This is a genomic window from Vibrio lentus (assembly GCF_002875945.1).
In the GTDB taxonomy this organism is placed as follows: Bacteria; Pseudomonadota; Gammaproteobacteria; order Enterobacterales; family Vibrionaceae; genus Vibrio; species Vibrio apostichopi.
Window position 1 is genome coordinate 29465 of the sequence record NZ_MCZK01000015.1, and the last position, 24070, is coordinate 53534.

Genomic DNA, 24070 nt, shown 5'->3' on the forward strand with positions numbered 1-24070 from the left:
GGTTTAACGATAACTCTATTGCCAAAACTAAGCTTTCGCGGCAGCCAGCAAAGCACCGCAGCCCATGAACATACCACCAAATATTTTATTTATCTTACCCATTACACGATCAGAACGAATAAAACGTCCCATTTGTGAAGCTAATGAGGTGTAACCCAACATAACCACGCTATCAATGAATACCGTCGTTACACCAAGCACTAATAACTGTGGAGCCTGAGGCTGTGTCGGATCGATAAATTGAGGAAACAGAGCCACCAAAAACACGATTGATTTCGGGTTGGTGAGATTAATCAGCACCGCATTTCTCAGCAATCTTCCGCTCGATAATGTTGTGCTCTCTTCTGAAGCCACCAAGCTAGAGTTATCACGCCACTTTTGAATGCCCAACCACAAAAGATAAGCCACACCGACCCATTTGATGATAGTGAACGCCAACGCGGATTGAGCGACTAGTGCACCAATGCCCGCTCCCACCAGCATGATGTGGAATGCTAGGCCGAGCTGTAAGCCTGCGATCGACGCGAGCGACTTCTTGGTGCCATAACTTAGCCCATTGCTGATTGAATTAACGGTACCTGAGCCCGGAGCCAAACTAAACAAAATCGCCGTGACGACATAAGCAAGCCAAACATGAGTATCCATTTGCATTTCCTTACTAGTTCTTTAATCTAACAACATTAGTAGCGATAACGCTCTCACATGCATCAGTTCAGGTAATTTCCCATGGAAAACCACAGTGCCGCCCTGTTTTCATACACGCAAGAACCTGAGTTCGAGCAAGCGATTAAACACCCGATCCCTGCCCTTTGGCAACAACGAAAAGATGGATATGTCACATCATCTGGTAAAAAGAAGCTGTACTGGTGTAGCCTAACCTCACCAACGCACACCAAAGCCATTGTGATTTCAAATGGTCGCATCGAGTGTTGCTTGAAATACCAAGAACTCTTTTATGATTTCTATCAACAAGGCTATGACGTTTATTCATTTGACCACCAAGGTCAAGGCCAGTCGGAACGTATGGTAACAGACTCTGACATCGGTCACATTCATGAGTTTGATGATTATGCGTCAGATATGTCCGACATCATTGCCAGTTTTGACCTCAACCGATATTCCAATCGTTATCTGCTCGCTCACTCAATGGGCAGCACGATAGCCACTCGCTACCTGCAAACTCACCCAGACCACCCGTTTGACAAGGTCACGCTGTGTGCACCAATGTTTGGGATCAATACTGAATGGTACTTTAAGCCTATCGCGATGGTTGTTGGGCAGGTACTCACGGCTTTCTATGCCAAGCCGACTTATGCCCCAGGGCAACAAGCGTATTACTCGAAGCCCTTCGAAAATAATTTGTTAAGCCAAAGCAAGGTACGTTACCAATGGTTCCGACGACTGTATGACGAGTCACCCTCTTTGCAAGTGGGTGGACCAAGCACTCGCTGGGTATGGCAAGGATTAATGGCGGCCAAGCAGGCAATCCAACAAACCCGTCAAATCAAAATCCCTCTGCTATTGATTCAGGCTGGGGAAGAGAAGATTGTGAGTAACGATGCTCAAATGAAGTTCATCAATAAGCTGAAGAAAACCAACTCAGCCAGCCAGTTTAAGGCCATTGAAGGCTCTAGACATGAGGTGTTGTTTGAAAAAGATGAATATCGCAATCAAACACTGGATGCCATTAATCAGTTTTTTGTTTAACGCTCGCACACCAATAGAAAGTAACGACTAATAAGATAAGCGCTAAAGAGGAAGAGAAGTAAGTGAGCTTTGCCCTCTTTTCTTGCATGAATTTGGCATACAATTTCTAGATAGAGATATTGTATTTCAAAGGGCACTGGCATTGGCTGGTGTCGATATTGGTTAAGCATTTTGCAATGAGGGTTAAATGACTATTCCTGCACTAAAAGATTCCGTGAAAATTGTTGCCTCTGATCTAGATGGTACGCTTTTGGCTCCCAACCATCAGTTAAGCGATTTTACCAAGCAAACACTCACGAAGTTACACGGACAAGGTTATACCTTTATCTTCGCAACAGGTCGTCACCATGTTGATGTTGCCGGTATTCGTAAGCAAACGGGCATTCCTGCTTATATGATCACCTCGAATGGTGCTCGCGTTCATGACCAAGACGACAATCTGATGTATGCCAAGAATATCCCTGCGGAATTAGTGCAAAGTGTTGTAGATGTGTTTAAGAAAGACCCAGAGATCTTCATCCATATCTATATGAACGATGAGTGGTTACTGAATCGTGATGACGAAACAATGAAGAAGTTTCACGATCAAACAGGCTTCACATACCGACTGTACGATGCAGATAACGCACCGAGTGAAGGCATTGCTAAAATCTTCTGTACTCACCCAAATAAATCACATGAGCACCTTGTGCCATTTGAAGATGAGCTCAACGCTCTGTTTGGTGAAAAATTGAATGTCGCTTTCTCAACACCTTGGTGCTTGGAAGTGATGGCTGCAGAAGTGTCTAAAGGCGATGCGCTACAAGCCGTGGCTCAATCTATCGACCTTGAGCTAGAAAACTGCATTGCTTTTGGTGATGGCATGAACGATGTCGAGCTACTATCAATGGCAGGTAAAGGCTTAGTAATGGGTACATCCCATGAAAAAGTACTTAAAGCGCTGCCTGATAATGAAGTGATTGGCAGCAACGCCGACGATGCAGTTGCGCACTACTTAGAAAAGCACCTGCTTTAATTTAGTCAAAAAAATCTGAATAAATAAAAAGGCAGCCAGTGGCTGCCTTTTTTGAACCTTACGCTAAAAGCTTCCTCTAACGTTAGCGATAGCCGAGTACTTCTTTTCCTAAGATCGCCTGCCACTCCTGTTCAGTAACAGGCATGATGGATAAGCGGTTGCCTCGTTTAACCAGCGGCATTTCGGCGAGCTCAGGCATAGCTTTAAGCGTCGCCAGAGGGATCAAGCGCTCAGTCACTCGCACAAACTCGACATCCACCATAATCCAGCGCGGATTATCGGGTGAAGACTTGGCATCGTAGTAATCACTCTCGGGATCGAATTGAAAATGGTCTGGGTAGGCTTCTCTGGTTACCTTTGCGATCCCTGCTACGCCAACTTTTTTGCATGATGAATGGTATATCATCACCAGATCGCCAAGCTTGACGTCATCACGCATCATGTTTCGAGCCTGATAGTTGCGTACACCCTCCCAACAAGAGGTTTTTTGCACTCTAAGAGTCTGAATAGAGAAGGTGTCGGGTTCTGTTTTAAATAACCAATATGCCATAATAAATCCAATTAACGGTTGCTCCGAGGAAGATATAACATGAAGGTAATGAAAAACCCAGTGACATGGCTAGTCGCATTCGCTTTACAAGGCTGTGTAACGGCACCAGATACGCCGCAACAACCTAAATTACCACCAGCAACCTTAGATGAACCACTGAGCATTCAACCGCAAACCTTCATCATGCGTGGTCAGGTTGTGGTTGGTCATGAAAGCCGAACTTTCACGCCTTGCGGCAGCCAACAACAATACTGGTTAGATTTATCACCCGAGTTAGCGCTAGAAGCACAAGGGCTGGCAACCAGACCTTATCAAGCCTTATACGGCGAGCTTATCGGTCATCTCACCGTGCCTAGCCAAACGGGATACAATGCCGATTTCACCGCACGCTTCGTGGTAGAGCAAGTCAATGTGCTAACGGCTGAGAACCCTGATCGTTGTGACCAACCACTTCGCGCAACACGCACTTTTGGTAATGAACCATACTGGTCAGCAACCTTCGATAAAGACCAACTCAAATACACTAAGATGGGCGAAGAACCTCAGCGCCTCAATATCGAATCTAGCCGCACCACACCAAGCACCCGCGACTACCAGCTTAAAGGTAACCAGGCACAAGGTGAGCTAAATCTTAAAAAAGAGAGCTGCAGCGATGGCATGAGTGACTCTATCTATGGCTGGCACGCCAAACTTAATCTCAATGACAGCAACTACAATGGCTGTGCAATGGTGGCTAACCAAGACCCAACCCTCGACTGGAGTGGCCTCTACTTCGCAAGCTCAACGCAGAACACTGGCTTCTCTATCAACCTAGAACTCAACGATGACCACAGCGCTATTACGACTTACTCGTACAGCAATGGCGATCCTTCTATTATTGAACAGGGCTTCTGGCAGCAACTTAACCAAAATCAGGTTCAAGTTGTGATGACTCGCCACCAGCAACAGTACTTAATCTCTGAGCGCATCTTCACACTCGATAACGGTAAACTGGTCGCTGATAAGGAAAAAGTGGGCAATGTTGTCTACCCTATTGCCAATGGCGGTCTAGTGCTATTTGAAGCCAAGAGTGAACAGGCACAAGTAAATACGACCACCAACGTTGATCTAACTGCAAAGCAGGTAAACTCCAGTGATCAACTTGATCAAAAAGTCGACCAAGCGATCCGCGAGTATTTTAAGATCAACAACACCGCACCAGACAATACTAAGTACCGCTGGCTAACCTACGATCTGAACGGCGATGGCAAAGATGAGCTATTTGCTCAACTCGACTGGTGTGGTTCGGGTGGCTGTACGTTGCTTATCTTTGAAAACCACCAAGACAACTGGCGGTTCAATAGCCGAGTGACACTGGTTAAGGGCGATATACGCCTAGGTAAATCACAAAATCATGGCTGGCAGGATCTGATCTTCAATGTCAGCGGCGGCGGAGCAACACCAGCGAAGCACACACTGTCTTATACGGGTGTTAGCTACCCACTAAACCCAAGCGTTGCTCCAGTTGCGGATGATGCTGATATCAGCGATGTGGTTCTGTTTGCTGATGGTGTATCACCAGCACAAAGCGGAGTTAAGCTATAACCATGAGTAATCAACAAGCTTGCGGTGGTTGTGGCTTCACTCATCAATGTATTTGTCATCGTATACCAAGTGTCGAAAGCCAAACTGATCTTGTACTGCTGACTCATGAGAATGAACTGTCGCGAGACACCAATACCGGAAAGCTGCTTGAGCAATCTATTCAGCAGTGTCAGTCCTTCGTGTGGCAACGAAAAACACCGCCAGAAGAGCTGATTGCCTTACTCGAAGACGACGCATTACAGCCTTTTTTGCTATTTCCAAGTGACAAGAGTATTGAGTGCCAGCAAGCCGTATTATCTGTAGCCGGAGATCGTAAGCCGTTATTCATCATATTGGATGGCACATGGCAGGAAGCGAAGAAAATGCTCAACAAGAGCGCGTGGTTAAACACCCTTCCTCAAATCCATCTCGATATCACGACGGAATCGTCATATACCTTGCGCCGCAATCAAGACAGTGGGCACCTATGTACCTGCGAAGTTGGCGTTGAGTTGCTAAAAATGTTGGGAGAAGCCGAGCCAGCAAGGCTGATTAACGATTACTACCAGCACTACCTAAAGGTGTTTCAAGCAGATAAATGTGGTCATTCACTCAAATAGAGGAAGCCACGTACAAGCTTGCGGTAGATAACGTAAAACAGAAACAAAAAGGGTGAGCCATAAGCTCACCCTTTTCACATCTAACGTTAATCTATTGAATCTATTGAACCGATCGGTGTTTCACGTGAAACCCATACTCTGGCTGCTCTCCGAGAAAACACTTCGTCACATAGAAAGCACTTCTCCACGTAACTCGCTCTATTAGAATAAACGCTGGGGTTCACCAAAATAATAACCCTGCAGATAATCGACACCCATATCCTCTGCGATTCGACACACCTGTTCATTATGTACAAACTCCGCCACTGTCTTGGCGTTCAATATCTGGCACAAGCTAACAAGCTGTTGGGCAATCTTGCGCTGTTTCTTATCTTGGTCGATATTGCGAATCAGGCTGCCATCGAGCTTTATCACCTGTGGCTCAAGCTTCAATATCTCATCAATGTTCGAATAGCCCGATCCAAAATCATCCACGATGATATTCACGCCCAAATCACGAAAGTGATTACATATCTCAATCAGCCTGCCGTAATCTTGAATCTGTTCCGTTTCCAACACTTCCAAGCCGATACGTTGCGGATGACTAATTTGTTTGATGGCTTGCTCAAGGTGAAGGATGGTTTTCTCGTTGTTGAAATCTTGTGGCGCCAAGTTAATCGAAAACGAATCGGTCCTTTGACTCATAAAATCAAAGGTACGCGTTATCATCTGGCGACTAAGGCGCGTATAAAGATGGGTGCCTTCGATAATCGGTAAAAACTTACCCGGAGCAATCAGCTGGCCATCTTCTTCAATTCGAACCAAGCACTCATAGCTTTCAACTTGATGGCTGTGCGCGGACACTATCGGCTGAGAACACGCAACAACGTTTTGATTCAACACCGCGCGGCTAACACAAGACAACCAACCTAACTGCTCTTGGCGCTGCTTCTCTAGCTGGATTAATGTTTTAGCACTCACAAGATGCTTGTTTTGACTGACTGCACTGCGACGAGCGTCAATGGCCTTGAGTAACAAGTCATCAATCGATGTGGTTGGGAAATCACGACGGCTCGCAACACCGGCACAAATTGAAACCGAGAGATAATCGATATCCGGTAAGCCCATTGGCTCAAAGTTTACATGTTCGGTTTTATCGGCAAACTCAGAAAATCGCTGATGGATGTGTTCATGACTGGCCCAGCTTTTAAAAACTACCGCCCACTCGCCAATTCCGATGCTATAAAGCTGACACCCTTCATCAAAAAACTGCCACAACGCCTTCTGAAAATACTCACTCAAATCACGAAGCAGCTTGTCACCCACTCGATAACCGTACTTTTCATTGATCTGCCCGAATGTTGTAACCTTCAGCGCCAGTAAATGACTATCAGCATTCATTTTTGACAGTTTTTCACGCAACACACTTCGATTGGGTAAACCCGTTCGACGATCAATCCGGTAACTGGCGGTCAATGCCGTGGCTTGCTGCTGGATCTTACTCGCCATACTGTTGTTCATGTCATCAACATCGAGCAAGGCATTACGAATCAATGAAAATAAGGGCGATATGTTTGTGGCCGGTTGCGTCTCAAGTGGAACGGCACCTTCAGCTGCAATCGCTCCCTCTCTTAAAGTGAGATACGTTAGGCTGTGATGCAAAATGCGTTGCTGTTCATCATCTTGATAAAGCTCGCCCATACAATACACACCATAGGTGTCTGCCAGGTTTTGAAAAACCTCCACCTCTTGGTTGCCATCAATAAAATCGATACGAGAAGTGCAGTTATAGATAAAGAACTGTTGCGGAGCATGAACGCCAATTTGTTGAACGCCAAGCCGTATCTGCTCCAAAGTCAGGGAAGGATGGTCATAACAAAACCTCACCTCTTCACCTAACTGAAACGAGCCACTGAATTCAACCTCCCCCAATTCAGTGACCTTAAGTGGCAGATGGATATTCTGCTCTTTCGGATCACCGACCATCAAAGGGAAGTTATGCAGCTGTTCAAAGGGAACTTCAAAACCATCGGCCAGATAACGATTATACAAATCACGAATCGGCATGCCGTCTAATTCAGCCAAGCGGTTACCTTCAGCGCCAGTAACTCGAAAGGTTCGCCCTATCGGGTTCCACTCGGTGTAATAGCCTTTGGTTACTGCTAGCTCAGAGCTATGTAAGGCCAACATTACGTATGCATTTTCGTAGCAATGGCCATTCAACACAACCCATCGTCCGCTATCGGTGATGGTGGAAGCGCCACCACATATAGGCAGTGAGTATCTGGATTGTTCAAACGCAGCAAACAAGGCTCTGTTGTTTATCTGCAAGCGATCGGCAAAACAGATAATACTTTGGGTCTGAGCGGTGCATCCCAACTGTTCCCACATCGATTGGCTATCAACTTGTGGCTGCTCGCTATATTCTACGACACCACAAGAAAATGAAGTGCTGTCAAAGCGAGTAACAATTAGGTACAAGCCCTGATGTAAAATGACACCTTGGCTGATGTAATGATTGGCACTACAACCAATGAGCTTTGCGTTGGGGAAAGTCGATTGAATTACTTGGCAGGCAGCCAAAACCGAACCTTTCTCGAAAGACGAAAACACCTGAATCAGTAGGCTTTCATGTGTATGAAAATCTATCTTTTCCAATTCACGTTGGGTTTGTTCTATGTCTTGTATCAGGAGAGAGGTCGACTGCATATTCACATTAATCGTTGCGTTAATGATTTGTTATTGTGCTTATTATAGATAAGGCTTGCACGGAATACTTACAATCGTCTTGTAAATAATGTGACGTTAGTTAGACATCACTCATTCCACCAAAAAACAGTCATTAATGGTGGCTGAGCGCTTTCAAAGTAAAGGATGGCAGGATTTTACGAGCTTTAACAACTAAAACAGTCGCTTAGGCTCGCCAAAGTAATAACCTTGCAGGTAATCGACACCCATTTGCTCCGCTATCTCACAAACCTGTTGGTTATGAACAAATTCAGCAACTGTTTTGGCATTAAACACTTGGCATAAGCGAACCAGCTGAGATGCGATGTTTCTTTGCTTTTGGTCTTTATCGATATTACGAATCAAGCTGCCATCTAGCTTGATGATCTGCGGCTCGAGTTTGATGATTTCATCAATGTTGGAATAACCCGAGCCAAAATCATCAACAATGATTCTCGCACCGAGTGCACGGAAGTGATCACACACCTCAATCATGCGGCCGTAATCTTTGATCTGCTCAGACTCGAGTACTTCTAAGCCAAGTCGAGTGGGATCGTTCATCCCACTAATCGCAGCTTCGAGAATCTCTAGCGTCTTATCGCTCAATAGGTCTTGTGGAGAGAGGTTAATCGAGAACGGGCTCTGCTTATCCGCCATATAACCAATGGTGTTCTTAATCATATGTCGACTAAGGCGAGTATAAAGATGCGTGTCAGCAATCATAGGTAAGAACTTACCCGGTGGCACAATCGTCCCGTCGGCTTCCATGATTCTGACCAAACACTCTTGGCCAATCATTTCGTGGGTACCCGCTGCAACAATAGGCTGTGAGTAAGTGATGATGTTCTGATCTAAGATTGCTCGGCTTACACAGCTCAACCAACCGAGCTGTTCCTTACGATCTTCCTCACTCACCTGAATGTCTTTCGCGTTAGTAATATGGGTGTTATTACGCACTCCATAACGTCGAGCTTCAATCGCTTTCAATAAGATCTCATCACCGCTGTCGGTTAAGAAGTCACAACGACTGGCAAAACCACCACACAGCGAAACCGACAGATAATCAATATCGGTTAATCCATACGGCTCAAAATTAATGTGTTCAATGTCATCAGCAAACTCAATGAAGCGTTGCTCTATCTTCCCGCTATCGATACTCGCATTAAAGATGATCGCCCACTCACCAACACCAATACTGAACAGCTCGACCTGAACCTTGGATTCCTTCACGACACGAAGGTGTAATCGCTCAACAAAATGATTCGAAAGGTCGAGTAACAGCTGATCACCCACTTGATAACCATACTTCTCGTTAACCTGATGGAAATTAGTCAGCTTTAGAGTCAGAAGGTGTTCACTGAACAGAATCGTATTAAGGCGTTCTTTTAATACAATGCGATTAGGCAGCCCGGTACGCGAGTCAATTCGGTAACTCTCAGTTAGACGGCGTGCCTGCTGATGAAGTTTTTTCTCCATCTGGGTATTAATGCTGTCTAAGTCCGCAACCGCATTTCTCACCAAATTGAGCAGCGGTGATACCGTAGAATCACAATGGAAATCATCACAACGAAATTCGTCTATTTCATCCGACTCTCTCATCGCAATGTAGGTGAGGCTGTGATGAAGTATGTCTTGGCGATCTTCATTGCGGTAGAGCTCACCCATGCAGTAAGCACCGCTGGCCTTCACAATGCCTTCAAATGGCTTTAGTTCGAGCTTACTGTCGATGAATTCAAGTCGAGAGACACAGTTATAAATGATCACCGATTCTGGTTGGTGCATCGCAAGCACCTCGGCACCATGACGCACTTTTTCAGCGGTTAAAGACGGGTGGTTATAACAGAACTGCGCTTCTTCTCCGACATGCCAAGGGCTATCAAACTCAATACTGCCATCGTCATTGATACGAAGAGGCGTTGAAATCCCCTTCTTTCTTCCGAGTTCACGATAAAGCGGGAAACTCATTAACTGACTAAATGGGAGATCTTTGCCATCAGCAAGGTAATGTTTGAACACGTCAATGGCGGGCTTGTCATTCAATGCATATAAGCGGTTGCCCTCAGCTTGAGTGACTCTCAACTTCATTCCAATAGGGTTCCACTCAGAATACGCGTCCGACCAAACCTTCAACTTTGGGTTGGTCAAAGCAACTGCAACACAAGCGTGCTGATAGGTCTCTTCGTTATGCATAACCCAACGGCCAAAATCATTCTCATGGCAGAGTCCACCAGCCACCGGCAAGGTATAAGGCAGATTTTCAAAAGCGCCATAAATCGGATAATCGCGCCCTTCAACCTGATCACACAGGCTAATCACAGTTTTGGTATCTTTAGAAAGAGATAATTGAGCCACCAGAGCTTGGCTATCGTGGTTCGGATTGCCAGTAAAAGGCTGCACAGCAGAGGTTAAATGAGTTTCATCAAACTCGCTGATAATCACTAAGGTACAAGCGCTTTCAAGGCAGTTATCACAAATAACATGACGTGCACTTTGGCCTATCAATATGGAATGATTTAGATGCTTGAGAGCAACACTCGCAATGCGTCGAGCAACGTCTGGAGATTGGGCTGAAAAGAGTTGAATTAGGTATTGCTTGCGGTCACACCATTCTCGCTGTTCAAATTGAGATTTAAATAACTCCTCAGTATTTGCGAGAAATGTAAATGTTTGCATGCCAACCCTTGTTCAAAATCGAATGAAATGAGAACCCGCAACCACTGCTATGATTGAAATGAATCGATAAAAAGTAGTCGCCAATTATCCTAGCCTAAACAGGCATTTAATTACGACTAATGTAACAATTCAATATCATAAATGCGACCCAATAGCTTACCGTAGCTATTAAATTAGTCGCATGAGATCGCTAAGTTGCTCTATTTCAACATCAGGGAGCACACTCGCCTTCGAGGAGAGGTATAAATTGGAACCAGTGTCATTAAACCAGCACGCTTGGAAGCCATTTTTCTTAGCTCCGTAGACATCCGTTCTCAGATGGTCACCCACATGAAGAATATTGGTCGCATCACAATCTAAGTACTGCTGCGCTTTTTCAAACATATCTGGATACGGTTTTGCTCTGCCATCAGGGCCGGCTTTGAGGATTAATTGAAAGTAATGCCCTAAGCCAATTTTATGCGGATCGACATTACCATTGGTAATCGCCACCAAAGGAATACGCTGGCTAAGCTCAGCCATCACTCGGTGCGTTTCTTGAGGAACATCCACCTGATTGCGCAACCATAAAGCATGCTCTATACCTTCACGAGCCGCCTGTTCTGCTTGCTGCTGAGAGTATCCCAATAGTAGCAAACCACTCTTAATCTGTGTTTCACGCCACACGGTGACATCATGTTTTAATGCTGGGTTTTCAGAGGCGACTTGTTGTTTGATACCTTGCCACTCTTCCAACGAAAGAGAAGCCGACACAGGATGCTTTTGATACAGCCACTGCGCCATCTCTTTCTCAACCTTCATGATCACAGGCCAGTTGTCGTACAAGGTATCATCCAAATCAAAGGTCATGGCTTTGATGGGCTTTAACCCTCGATAAATTCGCATAGTTAAACCCTTAATCTAATCTTTATTCTTCTTACGAGCTCTTGGATGAGCTTGGTCATAAGCTTGTGCTAAATGTTGGAAATCTAAATGGGTGTACACTTGTGTGGTCGAGATGTTTTCATGTCCGAGCAACTCTTGGACCGCACGAAGGTTTTGGCTTGATTCAAGCACATGCGTTGCAAACGAGTGACGCAATTTGTGTGGGCTAATATGACTGGCAACAGCCTGCTTCTTGCCCCACTCTTCCATACGCTTCTGAACACTGCGATGAGAAATACGAGTACCGAGTTTAGAGACAAACAGTGCAGGCTCACCCGGCGAAGCGAGTTCACCGCGTACTTTTAACCATTTATCGACCCACTCTTTGGCTAAACCGGAAAACGGTGCTTTGCGTTCTTTGTCACCCTTACCAATCACTCGGATTTCGCCCTGTCGAGCCAACACATCTCTCAGGTTGATCCCGACCAGTTCGGCCAATCGTAATCCCGCGCCATACATCACTTCCATCATCGCTCGGTCACGAATCGATAATGGATCATCCTCATTCACATCAAGCAGTTGACCCACTTCATCGACATCAAGATTTTTAGGTAAAGGGCGTTGTTTACGAGGCGCTGAGACACCTTTAGCTGGGTTAGCTGACATCTCTCCACGCAATACAAGGAAATCAAAGAAGCTGCGCAATGAAGATAAGCGAGTCGCAATACTGCTGGCTTTCATACCCTCACGCATACCTTTACTGGCGAGTTGTCTTACCCATGCAGCGTCCACTTGAGTCCAATCTTTCAGCCCTAGTGTGACTAAATGAGCGGCCATGGTCTCGAGCTGTTGTCGGTAATTGCGTTGGGTGTGTAGGCTGAGTCCCTTCTCGCTTCTGAGATATTCATAGAAGCGAGATAGTGGCTTTTGAAGGCTGTTAGGAAGAGGTATTTTGGGCTCTAGGCTCATTATTTATCTGCCAAGGTAAGGTGTCCGCCAAATGAGCAACAACAAGCGCTAAATGGCGTAAAAAGAGCGTATCCATATGAGGTTGGAAATGGCCGCCATCTTCGCTAGAAAAGGCGAGCAAGCCCAATGGAGACTGCTTAGCAAGCGGAAGTACTACATAAGAGCCTAGCTCTGGAACTGGAAAATCACCAAACAAATCTTGTCTGTCCGTTTTTCTCAAGCGCCCTAAATAAGCATCTTTACCGTTGAAATGGTTCAATGAAAACTTCGAATAACGCTCTCCATTAAGCTGGTAAAAGCCCAACTGAGACAGTACGCGAATATGAGCTTTCAAACCTAATTCAATCGCCTTTTGTTCAACCGCCTTAATGACTTGCATGAAGTCACTGCACTTCAATACCTGAGCTTGCAGATCCATAAACTCATAAAAAGTTTTGTCGTTATTCGCAGCCAGTGACATCAAGCCAGTGATCTCTTCTTCTAACTCTTCGATTCTCTGGCGTTGACGCTTAAGCTGAACCTCAACCAAAGAAACCGCGCCCTGCTCAACATTGTTAACAGCAAGGCGATCAACCAGATTTCTTCTGTCTTGAAAAAAATCTGGGTTATCACGTAAATATTCCGCGACCACTTCTGCGGTGAGTGCGTCGGCTTCAACGTAAGACAAAACCTATCCTTTATTTTTTATGAATCTATTTGTTATCAGTCATTATTAGCAAGAAAGTTGACCATCAAACACATGCGTTGCAGGGCCTGTCATAAACAGAGGTTTACCCGGACCTTGCCAGCTAATGTGTAAGTCACCGCCAGGTAGACGAACTTTCACATTCTCAGCCAGTAAGCCTTGAGTAATACCAACCGCAACTGCGCCACATGCGCCGCTACCACATGCCTGAGTTTCACCCGCGCCGCGTTCGTAAACACGTAAACGAACCTCTTCACGGTTAACCACTTGCATAAAGCCAGCGTTAACACGCTCAGGGAAGCGTTCATGTGATTCAAGAAGCGGACCTAAGGTCTCCACATCGGCAATATCGACGTCATCAACAACAGTAACCACATGCGGGTTACCCATGCTTACGGCACCGCAGAACAAGGTGTGCACATCCGTTCTCAGGATATACGTCTTCTCTGGCTGCTTTGCCTTGAATGGAATCTTGCCTGGTTCGAACTCAGGAATGCCCATGTTCACCGTGATCTGGTCATTGTCTTCAATCTTGAGAACCATTTTTCCTTTCTTGGTGCTCACGTTGATGCTGTACTTATTCGTTAAGCCTTTCATGCGAACGAATCGTGCAAAACAACGAGCGCCATTGCCACACTGCTCCACTTCACTGCCATCCGCATTGAATATGCGGTAATGGAAGTCAGTTTCTGGATCATAGGGAGCCTCAACCACAAGTAGCTGATCAAAACCCACACCAGTGTGACGATCCGCCAAACGACGGATCAAATCTGGAGAAAAGAAAATATTTTGAGTAATGCAGTCCACGACCATGAAATCATTGCCCAAACCATGCATTTTAGAAAAGTGGAAGTGCATAACGCTTAAAATTACTCCGGAAGAATGTTTTCAAGTTCCCACAGACTCGTAAGCTCTTCACGCTGACGAACCAAGTGAGTTTTATCGCCATCAACCATAACTTCAGCCGCACGCGAACGAGTGTTGTAGTTAGATGACATAGCGAAGCCATAAGCACCAGCAGAACGAACGGCCAGTAGATCACCTTCTTCAAGAACAAGGTCACGATCCTTACCTAGGAAGTCACCCGTCTCACAGATAGGGCCAACCAAGTCGTAAGTCACGGCTTCACCCTGACGCGGGCTTACAGGAACAATATCCTGCCAAGCTTGGTAAAGTGCCGGGCGCATCAGGTCGTTCATTGCTGCATCTATGATGGCAAAGTTCTTATGCTCAGTAGGCTTGAGGAACTCGACTTTCGTTAATAATACACCAGCGTTAGCAGCAATCGCTCTTCCAGGCTCGAAAATCAGCTCTAGATCAGAATGATTGTCTAGGCGAGCCAACAAAGCTTTCGCGTAGTCTGAAGGTTGTGGTGGTAATTCATCACGGTAAACCACGCCCAAACCGCCACCGACATCAAGGTGTTTGATGTTGATGTCATTAGCACGTAGTTGGTCGATCAGTGCAAGCAGGCGGTCAGTGGCATCGATGAAAGGTTCGATATCCGTTAGCTGAGAACCGATGTGGCAATCAATACCATGGATAGACAAGTTATCGAGTGTTTTTGCAAACGCATAAACAGCAGGAGCACGGTCGAAGGCAATGCCGAACTTGTTATCACGCAGACCCGTAGAAATGTAAGGGTGAGTGTTCGCATCAACATCTGGGTTAATACGCAGTGAAATCGGCGCCTTAACACCAAGCTCACCAGCCACTTTATTCAGTCGCTCTAGTTCTGGCTCAGACTCTACGTTGAAACATTTAATGTTCAACTCAAGCGCACGCTTCATTTCAGCGGCTGTTTTGCCGACACCAGAGAACACAACTTTCGCCGGATCGCCACCTGCAGCAACCACACGCTCTAGCTCACCGCCAGATACAATGTCGAAACCAGAGCCCAAGCGAGCCAAAGTGTTCAACACGCCAAGGTTCGAGTTAGCTTTAACGGCATAACACACCAAGTGTGGATGCTCGCCAACCGACGAATCAAACGCATTCCAGTGGCGTTCTAATGTTGCACGAGAATATACATACAGCGGTGTACCATATTGCTCTGCTAGTTGTGAAAGTGCGACGTCCTCAGCCCAAAGCTGGCCATCTTCCTGATAGTTGAAGTAATCCAAAGTTCTTATCCCTTATAAATAACGATTTCTGCGTGTTTCACTTATTGTGATTGTTCAGTCTGCTGAACTTCATCAGGATCGTACAACGGACCCGTTTGACCACAACCAGAAAGTCCAATAACGGACACCATAAACAGAGCGGTAATTAATTTTTTCATTTTGCATATCGTGATTATTAACTCAATGCCCCCTATAATCGCACCACACTCAAGAAAAGCAATAGGATAGAAAGGATGAACGATACTGAATTTCATCAGCTGGTCGATATACAGATGCAAAACATCGAAGAAGCTATCGATGAATCAGAGGCAGATGTTGATTACGAAGTGACTGGTAACGTGATGACGCTGGAGTTTGAAAACCGCAGCCAAATTATCATTAACCGCCAAGAACCAATGCGTGAGATCTGGCTAGCGTCTAAATCTGGTGGCTTTCACTTCAAGCTAATTGATGACAAGTGGACATGCTCAAAGACAGGCATGGAATTGTTTGAGATGGTAAAAGAAGAATGCGTAAAGCACGCAGGTGAAGAGATCAATTGGGTCTAATCATTTGTAAGCAAAACTAAAAAGGAGTGAATCAATCACTCCTTTTTTAATATCAATCAGTCTCAATAAGCCTAGATGTTGACTATCTTTGAACTCCGAGAAGACAAGGTTGCATCGTTACGGTAAGGCACAACATATGAGTTGCCCTCTTCAGGATGCACGATCTGGTAGTACTGAGGGAGATTAAAGTTAATCAACTTAGACGACATCTTCGACTCATCTTTTACCGACGTGTAGAAAGAATTCACGCTCGCGATCATCTCATCTTTTTCACCGCTGTACTGGTGATACACCTCAACTTGATTCGACTCGTCCAATACATAAATATTGAAACCTTTGTCGGTGTCTTCGAAGAAAAATTGAATTAACCCTTCACTGGCAAAGCCATCAACCACATCTGGCAGCTGATATTCTTGCTCTTTATCAAGCATCAGTAACGGTGAGCCCTTCAGCTTATTGGTTGAGATACTGCGGTAGAAATCGACCGAGTTTTCCAACATCTGTACCGACACACCACGACGCTCAAAGAACAGACCAAACATCTTGTTGGCTAAGCGAATAGCTTTAAAGCGGCGGCGTTTTTCTGGCTCAATCGGTTTCAAGCGTAAATCGATACACTCAGCAAGCAGTTGATAGACCATGTTACGCATCACACCACGTAGGTTCTTGCTGTAACAGAACACATCGACCGACTCTGGCGGTAAGGCATCTTGGTGCATCTTACCCAGTACCGTCTTAAGCGCGTCCAGCATCGCAGTATCACCTTGGAAATGAAGCGTACGTACTTCATGCCAAGAGTTACGATAAACCAAGTCGACACTTCCGACTAAACTCTTACCTTCTTCACCAAAACTGAAGATATCAGCGTTCTTAAGATCAACCTTCAATGCACGACCACTTAATTCAGAAGTCGGGTCATTTTCAAAGTTGATGAACATCGCCAGTTGGCTGATCTCACACGGGCTCGCCAATGCTTGCATACTTGGGCGACGCTTACGCAAAGAGAAAGTATTACGAAGGTCACTCACCATTTGATAGAACTTATCGATATCAATATGAGCATCGCGAACGACTGAATGCAAACGCGTCGATTCTGTAATCAAGCCATTAAAGAATGACCAAGCAACCAGCTTACTCAAGTACTCATGGTGCTCAAGTGAAGGCTGACCAAGAATACGATGCGCTACCAAGGGCTGTTTATACAGATACCAACCAGCTTTGTTGGACTGACCCTGACGAACTTCGATGAAGCTCAAGTCTGGTTCATGCAGATCTGGAGAAATTTGCGGATTCAGCAGCGTCACTTTACCCGGCAATACCTCAAACGCAGCGTAAAGCTTACGAGCCAAGATACTGATATCTTGTGGGCTGATTGCCGAAGTGATGTCGTTGCGACGCGCAAATTGAATCAGGTTACGGTAGCTCAGCATCAAGGCATCAAGCAGCGCATGGTGCACCACTTTAACCTGCTCAACCTTCCAGTTACGGCGGTTGTCGAGCTCAGCAATAGTTTCCTGTCCCCAGTTCCAAGACTTAGTCATCTCGGTTAGGGCTTCACGACGCCATGCCACAGAACCAATACCCGCTTCACGCGATAACTTCTCGTGGGTCTTAAGGTAGAAACAGCGTCTCACCAGATCCAAACGAGTATGGTCATTAATGCGTTCTAGATAGCGAGTTACCTTTTCTAGCATCAGATAATAGCTATCCATGCCATACAGATCCGGTTCATCCGCGAAGAAACGGCGCTTGGTATCAATACTCAATAGTTGGGTATTTGGGTATTCCCATGAATACGCTTCTAACAGGATCGCCTTCAACACCGATTTATACGGGGAGTCGATACTCTTATAAAGCTGCCATAAGTTTGAACCAAAGTACTCTTCAGCAGGAATGCGATTCAGCTTGCCGAAATCGATCCACTGCGAACAATCAAGATAACCATCCTGACATAAGCCTTGAACGTATTGGTCATAACACTCTTCCATCTCAGGAGGAATGATTTGCCATAGCAAACGTTGGCCAGCCAAGCGAACGGCTGAACGATAGAATTCATCAAGCAACAACAAGTGCTGTGAAGAACCGCAATTATCACCGGTCATCTCTTCAGAATGGTTCGAGCGAAAACGCTGTTCATCCATCAAGAAAAAATTAGCCTCAACCCCTAAGGTTTCCGCCCAATCAGTAATAAGCAAACATTTATTAGTCAGGCTATCGCGAGCTGCGCCATCCATATCCGGAGAAACACACACCCAGATATCAAGATCACTTGAGGTGCTTTGACCAATAGAGGAAGTACTACCCATGGTGTACAAGCCAAGGATTGCCGGTTCAGCAGCCTCAGTGAGTTTGCCACCAAGCGTTAATTCCGTATCAGATACAAATTGCTTTTGGAATTCATTAAGCGTGAAGCTACGAATTCCAAAAGGAACTTGTTGGTCATAGTAACCGGGCATCATTGGATGATTGAAGTGAAGCAGTGCGGGGATAAGGTTGAAAACTCGCTGGCCTTGGACATTCATCAACGCCAACGCACGATCAATGCGCTGCTGATTTAGATTGTCTAATCGTTGAATCAAAGTCTGAGTGTAAGCCTGCAAGGTAAGTCCTTGGTTTGAGATTAAATGCACTTCTGTTTAGTTACTGAACGAAAGCAGCAACAAAACGTGATCAATTTAACACTTTTACCCTTAATGGTAAAGCAAAGGAAGCCGTCATACTGGCCAATTCCTCAATGACAAAAAGTTAAACTCACGGCGCCGTAGTGTCCTCTTTATTGACTATTTCTAATAATAGCCCATGTTTCAAATGAGATACCAATCACACTATTTTGGTGAACTCATGAAAATCTCTCAGCTATCAAAGCATGGAATGATCAAACAGTAAGAATTTCCGTCTCACAATGGTAGGATTAGGCTATTACAGAACCTATATCGGAAACACCATGACAAATTCAGCACCAATCCGTATCGCTACCAGAAAAAGCCCTCTTGCCCTTTGGCAGGCATACTTTGTAAGGGATGCACTGCAAGCTGCTCACCCTGGTTTAGAGGTTGAGTTGGTAACTATGGTGACCAAAGGTGACATCATCCTAGACACGCCGCTTGCTAAAGTGGGTGGTAAAGGACTGTTCGTTAAAGAACTCGAAGTGGCAATGCTAGAAGGTCGTGCTGACCTTGCAGTTCACTCAATGAAAGATGTGCCTGTCGACTTCCCTGAAGGTTTAGGTCTGGTGACGATTTGTGAACGCGAAGATCCTCGTGATGCTTTCGTATCAAACACTTACAACAACATCGATGAGCTACCACAAGGTGCTGTCGTGGGTACGTGTAGCTTGCGTCGCCAATGTCAGTTACTGGAATACCGCCCTGATTTAATCATCAAGGAGCTACGCGGCAATGTAGGTACTCGTTTAGGTAAACTCGATGACGGTCAATACGATGCGATCGTACTGGCTGCAGCTGGTCTTAAGCGTCTAAAATTGGAAGAACGCATCCGCAGCTTTATCGAACCAGAACAGTCTCTTCCAGCGGTAGGCCAAGGCGCTGTTGGTATTGAATGTCGTCTTGATGATGAGCGTCTGATTAAGCTTCTTGAACCACTGAACCATAAAGATACAGCCGACCGCGTGCTATGCGAACGTGCAATGAACCTAACTCTGGAAGGTGGCTGCCAGGTTCCTATCGGTAGCTACTCACTATTAGACGGTGACAACATATGGTTGCGTGCTCTTGTCGGTGAACCTGACGGTTCTAAAATGGTTCGCGGCGAGATCTCTGGCTCTCGTAAAGATGCTGAAGCGCTTGGCGTTACTCTGGCAAATCAACTGCTGGATGACGGTGCGAGAGAAATCTTAACCAAGCTATACGCAGACCAAGAATAATTATGACAGTGTTGGTGACTCGTCCCGGTTCAGAGGGACAATCGCTTTGCCAACAACTAGCGGATGAAGGGATTCAAGCCATCCATCATCCGCTTATTCGTATCGTTGATAATCCAGACTCAGTGGATTTAAGCTCCCAGCTTAATAACAGCGATATCATTATTGCAGTCAGTCACCATGCCGTGACCGCTGCCCAAAGTATCCTTTCGAAAACCTCATCTATTTGGCCTACTTCACCGCTTTATCTTGGCGTTGGTCAAAAAACTGCGCACGTTTTAAGCAAAGTCTGTAAACAAAAAGTAAACTATCCTCAAGTCAGTGATAGTGAACATCTTCTTAAACTTACTGAACTTAATGGCGTAGATAATAAATCCATTTTGATACTGCGTGGCAATGGTGGGCGTGAGCTCATTCGAGATTCTTTACTCAATCGAGGTGCACAAGTCTCTTATTGTGAGACCTATCGTAGAGAATATATTCCCATTAGCGACCACAATACCTATCAAACATGGATAAACAAAAACACGTCCAAAGTTGTCATCACTAGTCAGGAGCAATTGGAGTATCTCTGCTCAATTACCCCTGATGAGTATTTGGCTTGGCTTTCAACAAGACAACTATTTGTCCCAAGCCAGCGCATAGCAGCACGAGCACAACAGCTCGGCTTCTCAAACGTGACCAATACTCAAAGTGCTACGAACCAAATATTACTGGCTGCTCTCCGGCCTTAGCTAGAAACAGGAAATAAGCATGACAAGCAAAAAAAATAATGAGCATATTGAACCTGAACAGAAACAAGACACTCAGCCAGTAGTTGTTGAAAACGAAAAAGCTGAATCTACAGAGACAAAACAGCCTGAACAAACACTTGATGCATCTGCGTCAAATACCGCTCAAAATGAACAGCCTCAAGCTGAACATAAAGAGCAAATAGAGAAAGCGGAAAAACAAGGTAAGCACGGTGTCAAACTAGGCGCTATTGCGATCGCTATTTCTATTATTTTCAGCGGCGGCATCGCGTTTCAAATGCAGCAAAAGAGCGCTGAGTACTCAGCTCAAATAGCAGCTCTTCAAGCACAACTGCAAAATACCCAATCTGCAGTAAATAAAGACCTACAAACCATCAAACAAGAGACTATCCAAGAAGCGTCGCACGCAGTGGAGAAAACTCAGGTTGTACAATCTCAACAACAGAAGAGCATTCAAAGCCTACAGTTAGCGGTTGCTGACGTCAAAGGCCGTCGACCGAATGACTGGTTGCTTGCTGAAGCCGATTACCTGGTGAAACTTGCAGGTCGTAAACTGTTCCTAGAGCATGACGCCGTGAGTGCAACCAAACTAATGGAAAGCGCCGATCAACGTATCGCCGCACTGAATGACCCAAGCTTAGTATCTCTGCGTCAATCCATGACCAATGACATTACTAAGCTTCGCACTATCCCTCTGATCGACCGTGACGGCTTAGTTCTGCGTATCACAAGCCTACAACAACAAGTCGATACTCTACCGCTTGCCAATGCGATTCTCCCAGAAGCTGCAGTTGTAGAGAAAAAAGCCGTATCGCAAGACATCAATGATTGGCAGAACAACCTGATGACGTCGATGAAAGATTTTTCAGAAAACTTCATCACCTTCCGCAGTCGTGATGGAGAAGTCATCCCTCTACTATCACCAGAGCAGCACTTCTACCTACGTGAAAATATCAAAGGCAAACTAGAGACAGCCATTCGCGCCGTCTACAAGGAGCAAGGCGACATCTACAGTGCCGCACTGCAAACAGCTAACGAGTGGTCGAAGTCGTACCTAAACCAAGATAACAACTCAGTGATTGAGTTTGAGAAGGCAATTAAGCAGCTGAGTGAGCAGAATATTTCTGTGAAATATCCTGTGAAACTTGAGTCTCAAAATGAGTTATCTGACGTAATTCGTGAACGCCTACGTCGTGAAGTAACCGTTATGACCACGGAGGAAAAATAATGATTCGTTGGATTTTTCTTTTTCTCGTTCTAGGTGCAGGACTCGCTGTAGGTACCCAGTTCTCAGGTCAGCAGGGTTATGTCCTAATCTCAATTGCGAACAAAACGATTGAGATGAGTGTGACAACTCTAGTTATTTTTGTGATTGCAGTTCTAGCGGCTTTGTTCGGCTTAGAATACCTATTTAAGAAGCTTATTTACGCAAGTTCAACCACTTGGAACTGGTTCAGTGTTCGTAAACTGAAACGCTCTCGTCGTTATACCAATGAAGGCATCATCAAACTTCTTGAAGGTGACTGGAAAGGCGCAGAGAAGAAGGTAACTCGTTGGGCTAACCACCACGACATGCCACTGCTTTGTTATTTAGTCGCTTCTCAAGCGGCACACGAACAAGGTAATACAGCTGAGCGTGACAAATACATCGAGCTCGCTAGCCAGCAAGACAACTCATTACTTGCCGTTGAGCTAACCAAGGCTAAACAACAGATCAGTGAATCAAACTACGAAGCGGCTTTCGATACACTTTCCACATTGAAAGGTTCGTACCCAAATAACACTGCTGTACTTGGCCTGCTAAAAGCCACTTACATGCAGCTTAAGTTGTGGCAGCCATTGTTAGAGCTAACGCCTAAGCTCGCTAAGAACAAGCTTCTTACCGCTGAAGAGCAAGTTGAGTTGGAACAGAAAGCACAATGTGGCTTACTTCACGATGTCGCACAGCAGCAAGGTAGCGAAGGTTTAATCAGCCATTGGAACAAGCTTTCAAGAAAGCAGAAACAAAGCTCTCACCTTGTTTCCTGTTTTGTGAAGCAACTAATCGCTCGTAAAGCTGATTCAGAAGCCTTCACAGTGATTAAAGAGAACATCGCGAAGAGTGGTTCAAATGAACTCTATATGTTGCTTCCTGAGCTTAATCTTCCTGATCACCACCCAGTAGTCGTAATGCTAGAACGCGCGATCAGTAAAGATGGTAGCAATGCTGAAGCACATAGCGCATTGGCTCAATTCTACCTAAGAGAACAGAAGTGGGCAGAAGCACAAAGTCACTTTGAAAAAGCATTGGCACTTCGCTCTAATGTTTCAGATTACGGATACCTATCTGATGCACTAGAAAAGCAGAACTTAACCAAAGCAGCTCATGAAGTTTCTCGTAAGGCACTCGCTTTAGTTCAGCCAGCTTAATCTAATACATCTAAAATGAAGCCGGTGCCTAGCATCGGCTTTTTTATGTCTGCAGTTTGGCCTAGATAACTTCCGAAGTACCGATAGTCAAAACACTTAGGAGAAAGAACAATAGTCCCCCTTCTAATAGCCTTCAAATCCTCCAACCTAGGTTGTTCGAAGCTTCATCAACATAACAGTCCATTCCTAATTAAATCTACCTAGCCCTTAACCACTCATAGCTAATACATCTTAACCATTGGCCTTCACATACTATCAATGATTTATTAGTGCTGATTTTAAAAATCACACAGTTAAGTCATCATGAAATCACTCACAAGGTCTCCCAAAAAACAGAGAGAGAGACTTTAGGTCAATACGTAGACAGTTCAGTCTATTATGAAAAAGCACTGTAGAAGCCATTAGAGTTGGCTGAAACCTATGTATAAATTATTGAAGGAATGGGGAGCACGTAACTTGGAAGGATTGTAGAGAAAGAAATAGAAAACGTTTCTCGGTAGTTGTCACTTGATTGAAGTGAGGTCGATATTACAGTGGGCTTTGCTATTATAGTCACTAGATGAAAGTCCACACTGCAGCAAGACGCCTCAAAGCTATGGATTTTGTAAGCCCGAACTATCTTCGTAACTAATTTATTGCTTCAAAACTAAAGAAGGGAGTGTATATCTGCGGACTTCAGACTCTAGATTAAGCCAAGGCTGAGATACAACAAAACCTCGCAGCTTAAAGCGAGGCTTAGTCATTACACAGAGTGCGCTTAATGTAGAGCCTATTTGGAATTTTCATAAGGGTTTCAATGTGTAAACACATTTTAGGTCAAGACGGCCTAGAAACGTAAAAAGCCCTGCTATTCCTAACAGAGCTTTCTAATCAATGATTGATTCGGGGGTTATTTGGGATGAACAACTTTACGAAAGTTGTAGCAAAGACTTAAAACCTATACCCCAGAAACGACGAAAGCCTAGTCGTAAGACTAGGCTTTCTGATAAGTGGCGGAGTGGACGGG

General features: G+C 45.1%; 20 protein-coding genes. 9 read left to right on the forward strand and 11 right to left on the reverse strand.

The window, feature by feature from the left end; translation table 11 throughout:
* Positions 1-27: 27 nt before the first annotated feature.
* Positions 28-645: a homoserine/homoserine lactone efflux protein gene (gene rhtB, locus BCT49_RS01690; protein ID WP_029223645.1), complete on the reverse strand. Its 618-nt coding sequence runs from the start codon at positions 643-645 to the stop codon at positions 28-30.
* Positions 646-726: 81 nt separating this feature from the next.
* Here rhtB and BCT49_RS01695 point away from each other — a divergent pair, with 81 nt between their 5' ends.
* Positions 727-1707, forward strand: a complete 981-nt coding sequence (locus tag BCT49_RS01695) for an alpha/beta fold hydrolase (RefSeq protein WP_102433893.1) — start codon at positions 727-729, stop codon at positions 1705-1707.
* 187 nt (positions 1708-1894) lie between these two features.
* Entirely contained in the window at positions 1895-2722 is an 828-nt protein-coding gene (locus BCT49_RS01700; RefSeq protein ID WP_102433894.1) for a Cof-type HAD-IIB family hydrolase, read from the forward strand.
* 82 nt (positions 2723-2804) lie between these two features.
* Here BCT49_RS01700 and BCT49_RS01705 read toward each other — a convergent pair whose 3' ends face one another.
* Entirely contained in the window at positions 2805-3272 is a 468-nt protein-coding gene (locus tag BCT49_RS01705) for an EVE domain-containing protein (RefSeq protein WP_102433895.1), read from the reverse strand.
* A 39-nt stretch (positions 3273-3311) separates the two neighbouring features.
* On the opposite strand from BCT49_RS01705, the gene BCT49_RS01710 reads away from it, so the two are divergent.
* Together BCT49_RS01710 and BCT49_RS01715 are read left to right on the forward strand one after the other, a co-directional pair.
* The gene (locus tag BCT49_RS01710) at positions 3312-4856 is read left to right on the forward strand and encodes a COG3650 family protein (RefSeq protein WP_102433896.1); all 1545 of its coding nucleotides are present in this window, start codon (positions 3312-3314) and stop codon (positions 4854-4856) included.
* 2 nt (positions 4857-4858) lie between these two features.
* Positions 4859-5455 (forward strand): tRNA-uridine aminocarboxypropyltransferase, encoded by a 597-nt coding sequence (locus BCT49_RS01715; protein WP_102433897.1) that lies wholly within the window; start codon positions 4859-4861, stop codon positions 5453-5455.
* Positions 5456-5656: 201 nt separating this feature from the next.
* On the opposite strand, the gene BCT49_RS01720 is transcribed toward BCT49_RS01715, so the two are convergent.
* From BCT49_RS01720 to lptM, 8 genes are all read right to left on the reverse strand, one after another.
* Entirely contained in the window at positions 5657-8143 is a 2487-nt protein-coding gene (locus BCT49_RS01720; protein WP_102433898.1) for a bifunctional diguanylate cyclase/phosphodiesterase, read from the reverse strand.
* A 192-nt stretch (positions 8144-8335) separates the two neighbouring features.
* A complete protein-coding gene (locus BCT49_RS01725; RefSeq protein WP_102433899.1) occupies positions 8336-10834 on the reverse strand; it encodes a bifunctional diguanylate cyclase/phosphodiesterase in 2499 nt (832 codons plus the stop codon).
* A 168-nt stretch (positions 10835-11002) separates the two neighbouring features.
* Positions 11003-11719, reverse strand: a complete 717-nt coding sequence (gene yigB / locus BCT49_RS01730) for a 5-amino-6-(5-phospho-D-ribitylamino)uracil phosphatase YigB (RefSeq protein WP_102433900.1) — start codon at positions 11717-11719, stop codon at positions 11003-11005.
* Positions 11720-11734: 15 nt separating this feature from the next.
* A complete protein-coding gene (xerC, locus tag BCT49_RS01735) occupies positions 11735-12667 on the reverse strand; it encodes a tyrosine recombinase XerC (protein WP_076668583.1) in 933 nt (310 codons plus the stop codon).
* Complete coding sequence (locus tag BCT49_RS01740) at positions 12636-13334, reverse strand: DUF484 family protein (RefSeq protein WP_102433901.1); 699 nt, start codon at positions 13332-13334, stop codon at positions 12636-12638. Before BCT49_RS01740 ends, xerC begins: the two co-directional genes overlap by 32 nt.
* Positions 13335-13379: 45 nt before the next feature.
* A complete protein-coding gene (dapF, locus tag BCT49_RS01745) occupies positions 13380-14210 on the reverse strand; it encodes a diaminopimelate epimerase (RefSeq protein ID WP_102433902.1) in 831 nt (276 codons plus the stop codon).
* A gap of 11 nt (positions 14211-14221) precedes the next feature.
* A complete protein-coding gene (lysA, locus tag BCT49_RS01750; RefSeq protein WP_009848209.1) occupies positions 14222-15475 on the reverse strand; it encodes a diaminopimelate decarboxylase in 1254 nt (417 codons plus the stop codon).
* A gap of 41 nt (positions 15476-15516) precedes the next feature.
* Positions 15517-15633, reverse strand: coding sequence for an LPS translocon maturation chaperone LptM (lptM, locus tag BCT49_RS26355; RefSeq protein WP_407829960.1), 117 nt, complete (start codon positions 15631-15633; stop codon positions 15517-15519).
* A gap of 75 nt (positions 15634-15708) precedes the next feature.
* On the opposite strand from lptM, the gene cyaY reads away from it, so the two are divergent.
* Positions 15709-16023 (forward strand): iron donor protein CyaY, encoded by a 315-nt coding sequence (gene cyaY / locus BCT49_RS01760; protein ID WP_010438796.1) that lies wholly within the window; start codon positions 15709-15711, stop codon positions 16021-16023.
* A gap of 71 nt (positions 16024-16094) precedes the next feature.
* Here the strand turns inward: cyaY and BCT49_RS01765 are convergent, their stop codons facing one another.
* On the reverse strand, positions 16095-18623 hold the full coding sequence (locus tag BCT49_RS01765; RefSeq protein WP_102433903.1) for a class I adenylate cyclase: 2529 nt from the start codon (positions 18621-18623) through the stop codon (positions 16095-16097).
* A 344-nt stretch (positions 18624-18967) separates the two neighbouring features.
* On the opposite strand from BCT49_RS01765, the gene hemC reads away from it, so the two are divergent.
* Genes hemC through BCT49_RS01785 form a run of 4 tightly spaced genes read left to right on the forward strand, consistent with a single transcriptional unit; the run spans position 18968 to position 23064 of the window.
* Complete coding sequence (hemC, locus tag BCT49_RS01770) at positions 18968-19906, forward strand: hydroxymethylbilane synthase (protein ID WP_102353435.1); 939 nt, start codon at positions 18968-18970, stop codon at positions 19904-19906.
* Between the two features lie 2 nt (positions 19907-19908).
* Positions 19909-20637 carry a uroporphyrinogen-III synthase gene (locus tag BCT49_RS01775; RefSeq protein ID WP_102433904.1) on the forward strand — a complete coding sequence of 243 codons (729 nt, stop codon included), beginning with the start codon at positions 19909-19911 and terminating at the stop codon, positions 20635-20637.
* A 19-nt stretch (positions 20638-20656) separates the two neighbouring features.
* On the forward strand, positions 20657-21883 hold the full coding sequence (locus BCT49_RS01780) for a uroporphyrinogen-III C-methyltransferase (protein WP_102433905.1): 1227 nt from the start codon (positions 20657-20659) through the stop codon (positions 21881-21883).
* Entirely contained in the window at positions 21883-23064 is a 1182-nt protein-coding gene (locus tag BCT49_RS01785; RefSeq protein WP_102433906.1) for a heme biosynthesis protein HemY, read from the forward strand. Before BCT49_RS01780 ends, BCT49_RS01785 begins: the two co-directional genes overlap by 1 nt.
* Positions 23065-24070 lie beyond the last annotated feature (1006 nt).

Bases quoted from the DNA above. Each gene is read 5' to 3' on its own strand.
- lptM (WP_407829960.1), bottom strand. From the start codon at position 15,633: ATGAAAAAATTAATTACCGCTCTGTTTATGGTGTCCGTTATTGGACTT.
- BCT49_RS01715 (WP_102433897.1), top strand. From the start codon at position 4,859: ATGAGTAATCAACAAGCTTGCGGTGGTTGTGGCTTCACTCATCAATGT.
- BCT49_RS01780 (WP_102433905.1), top strand. From the start codon at position 20,657: ATGACAAGCAAAAAAAATAATGAGCATATTGAACCTGAACAGAAACAA.
- rhtB (WP_029223645.1), bottom strand. From the start codon at position 645: ATGGATACTCATGTTTGGCTTGCTTATGTCGTCACGGCGATTTTGTTT.
- dapF (WP_102433902.1), bottom strand. From the start codon at position 14,210: ATGCACTTCCACTTTTCTAAAATGCATGGTTTGGGCAATGATTTCATG.
- yigB (WP_102433900.1), bottom strand. From the start codon at position 11,719: ATGCGAATTTATCGAGGGTTAAAGCCCATCAAAGCCATGACCTTTGAT.
- BCT49_RS01775 (WP_102433904.1), top strand. From the start codon at position 19,909: ATGACAGTGTTGGTGACTCGTCCCGGTTCAGAGGGACAATCGCTTTGC.
- BCT49_RS01710 (WP_102433896.1), top strand. From the start codon at position 3,312: ATGAAGGTAATGAAAAACCCAGTGACATGGCTAGTCGCATTCGCTTTA.
- hemC (WP_102353435.1), top strand. From the start codon at position 18,968: ATGACAAATTCAGCACCAATCCGTATCGCTACCAGAAAAAGCCCTCTT.
- BCT49_RS01700 (WP_102433894.1), top strand. From the start codon at position 1,895: ATGACTATTCCTGCACTAAAAGATTCCGTGAAAATTGTTGCCTCTGAT.
- BCT49_RS01705 (WP_102433895.1), bottom strand. From the start codon at position 3,272: ATGGCATATTGGTTATTTAAAACAGAACCCGACACCTTCTCTATTCAG.
- xerC (WP_076668583.1), bottom strand. From the start codon at position 12,667: ATGAGCCTAGAGCCCAAAATACCTCTTCCTAACAGCCTTCAAAAGCCA.
- cyaY (WP_010438796.1), top strand. From the start codon at position 15,709: ATGAACGATACTGAATTTCATCAGCTGGTCGATATACAGATGCAAAAC.
- BCT49_RS01785 (WP_102433906.1), top strand. From the start codon at position 21,883: ATGATTCGTTGGATTTTTCTTTTTCTCGTTCTAGGTGCAGGACTCGCT.
- BCT49_RS01725 (WP_102433899.1), bottom strand. From the start codon at position 10,834: ATGCAAACATTTACATTTCTCGCAAATACTGAGGAGTTATTTAAATCT.
- BCT49_RS01720 (WP_102433898.1), bottom strand. From the start codon at position 8,143: ATGCAGTCGACCTCTCTCCTGATACAAGACATAGAACAAACCCAACGT.
- BCT49_RS01695 (WP_102433893.1), top strand. From the start codon at position 727: ATGGAAAACCACAGTGCCGCCCTGTTTTCATACACGCAAGAACCTGAG.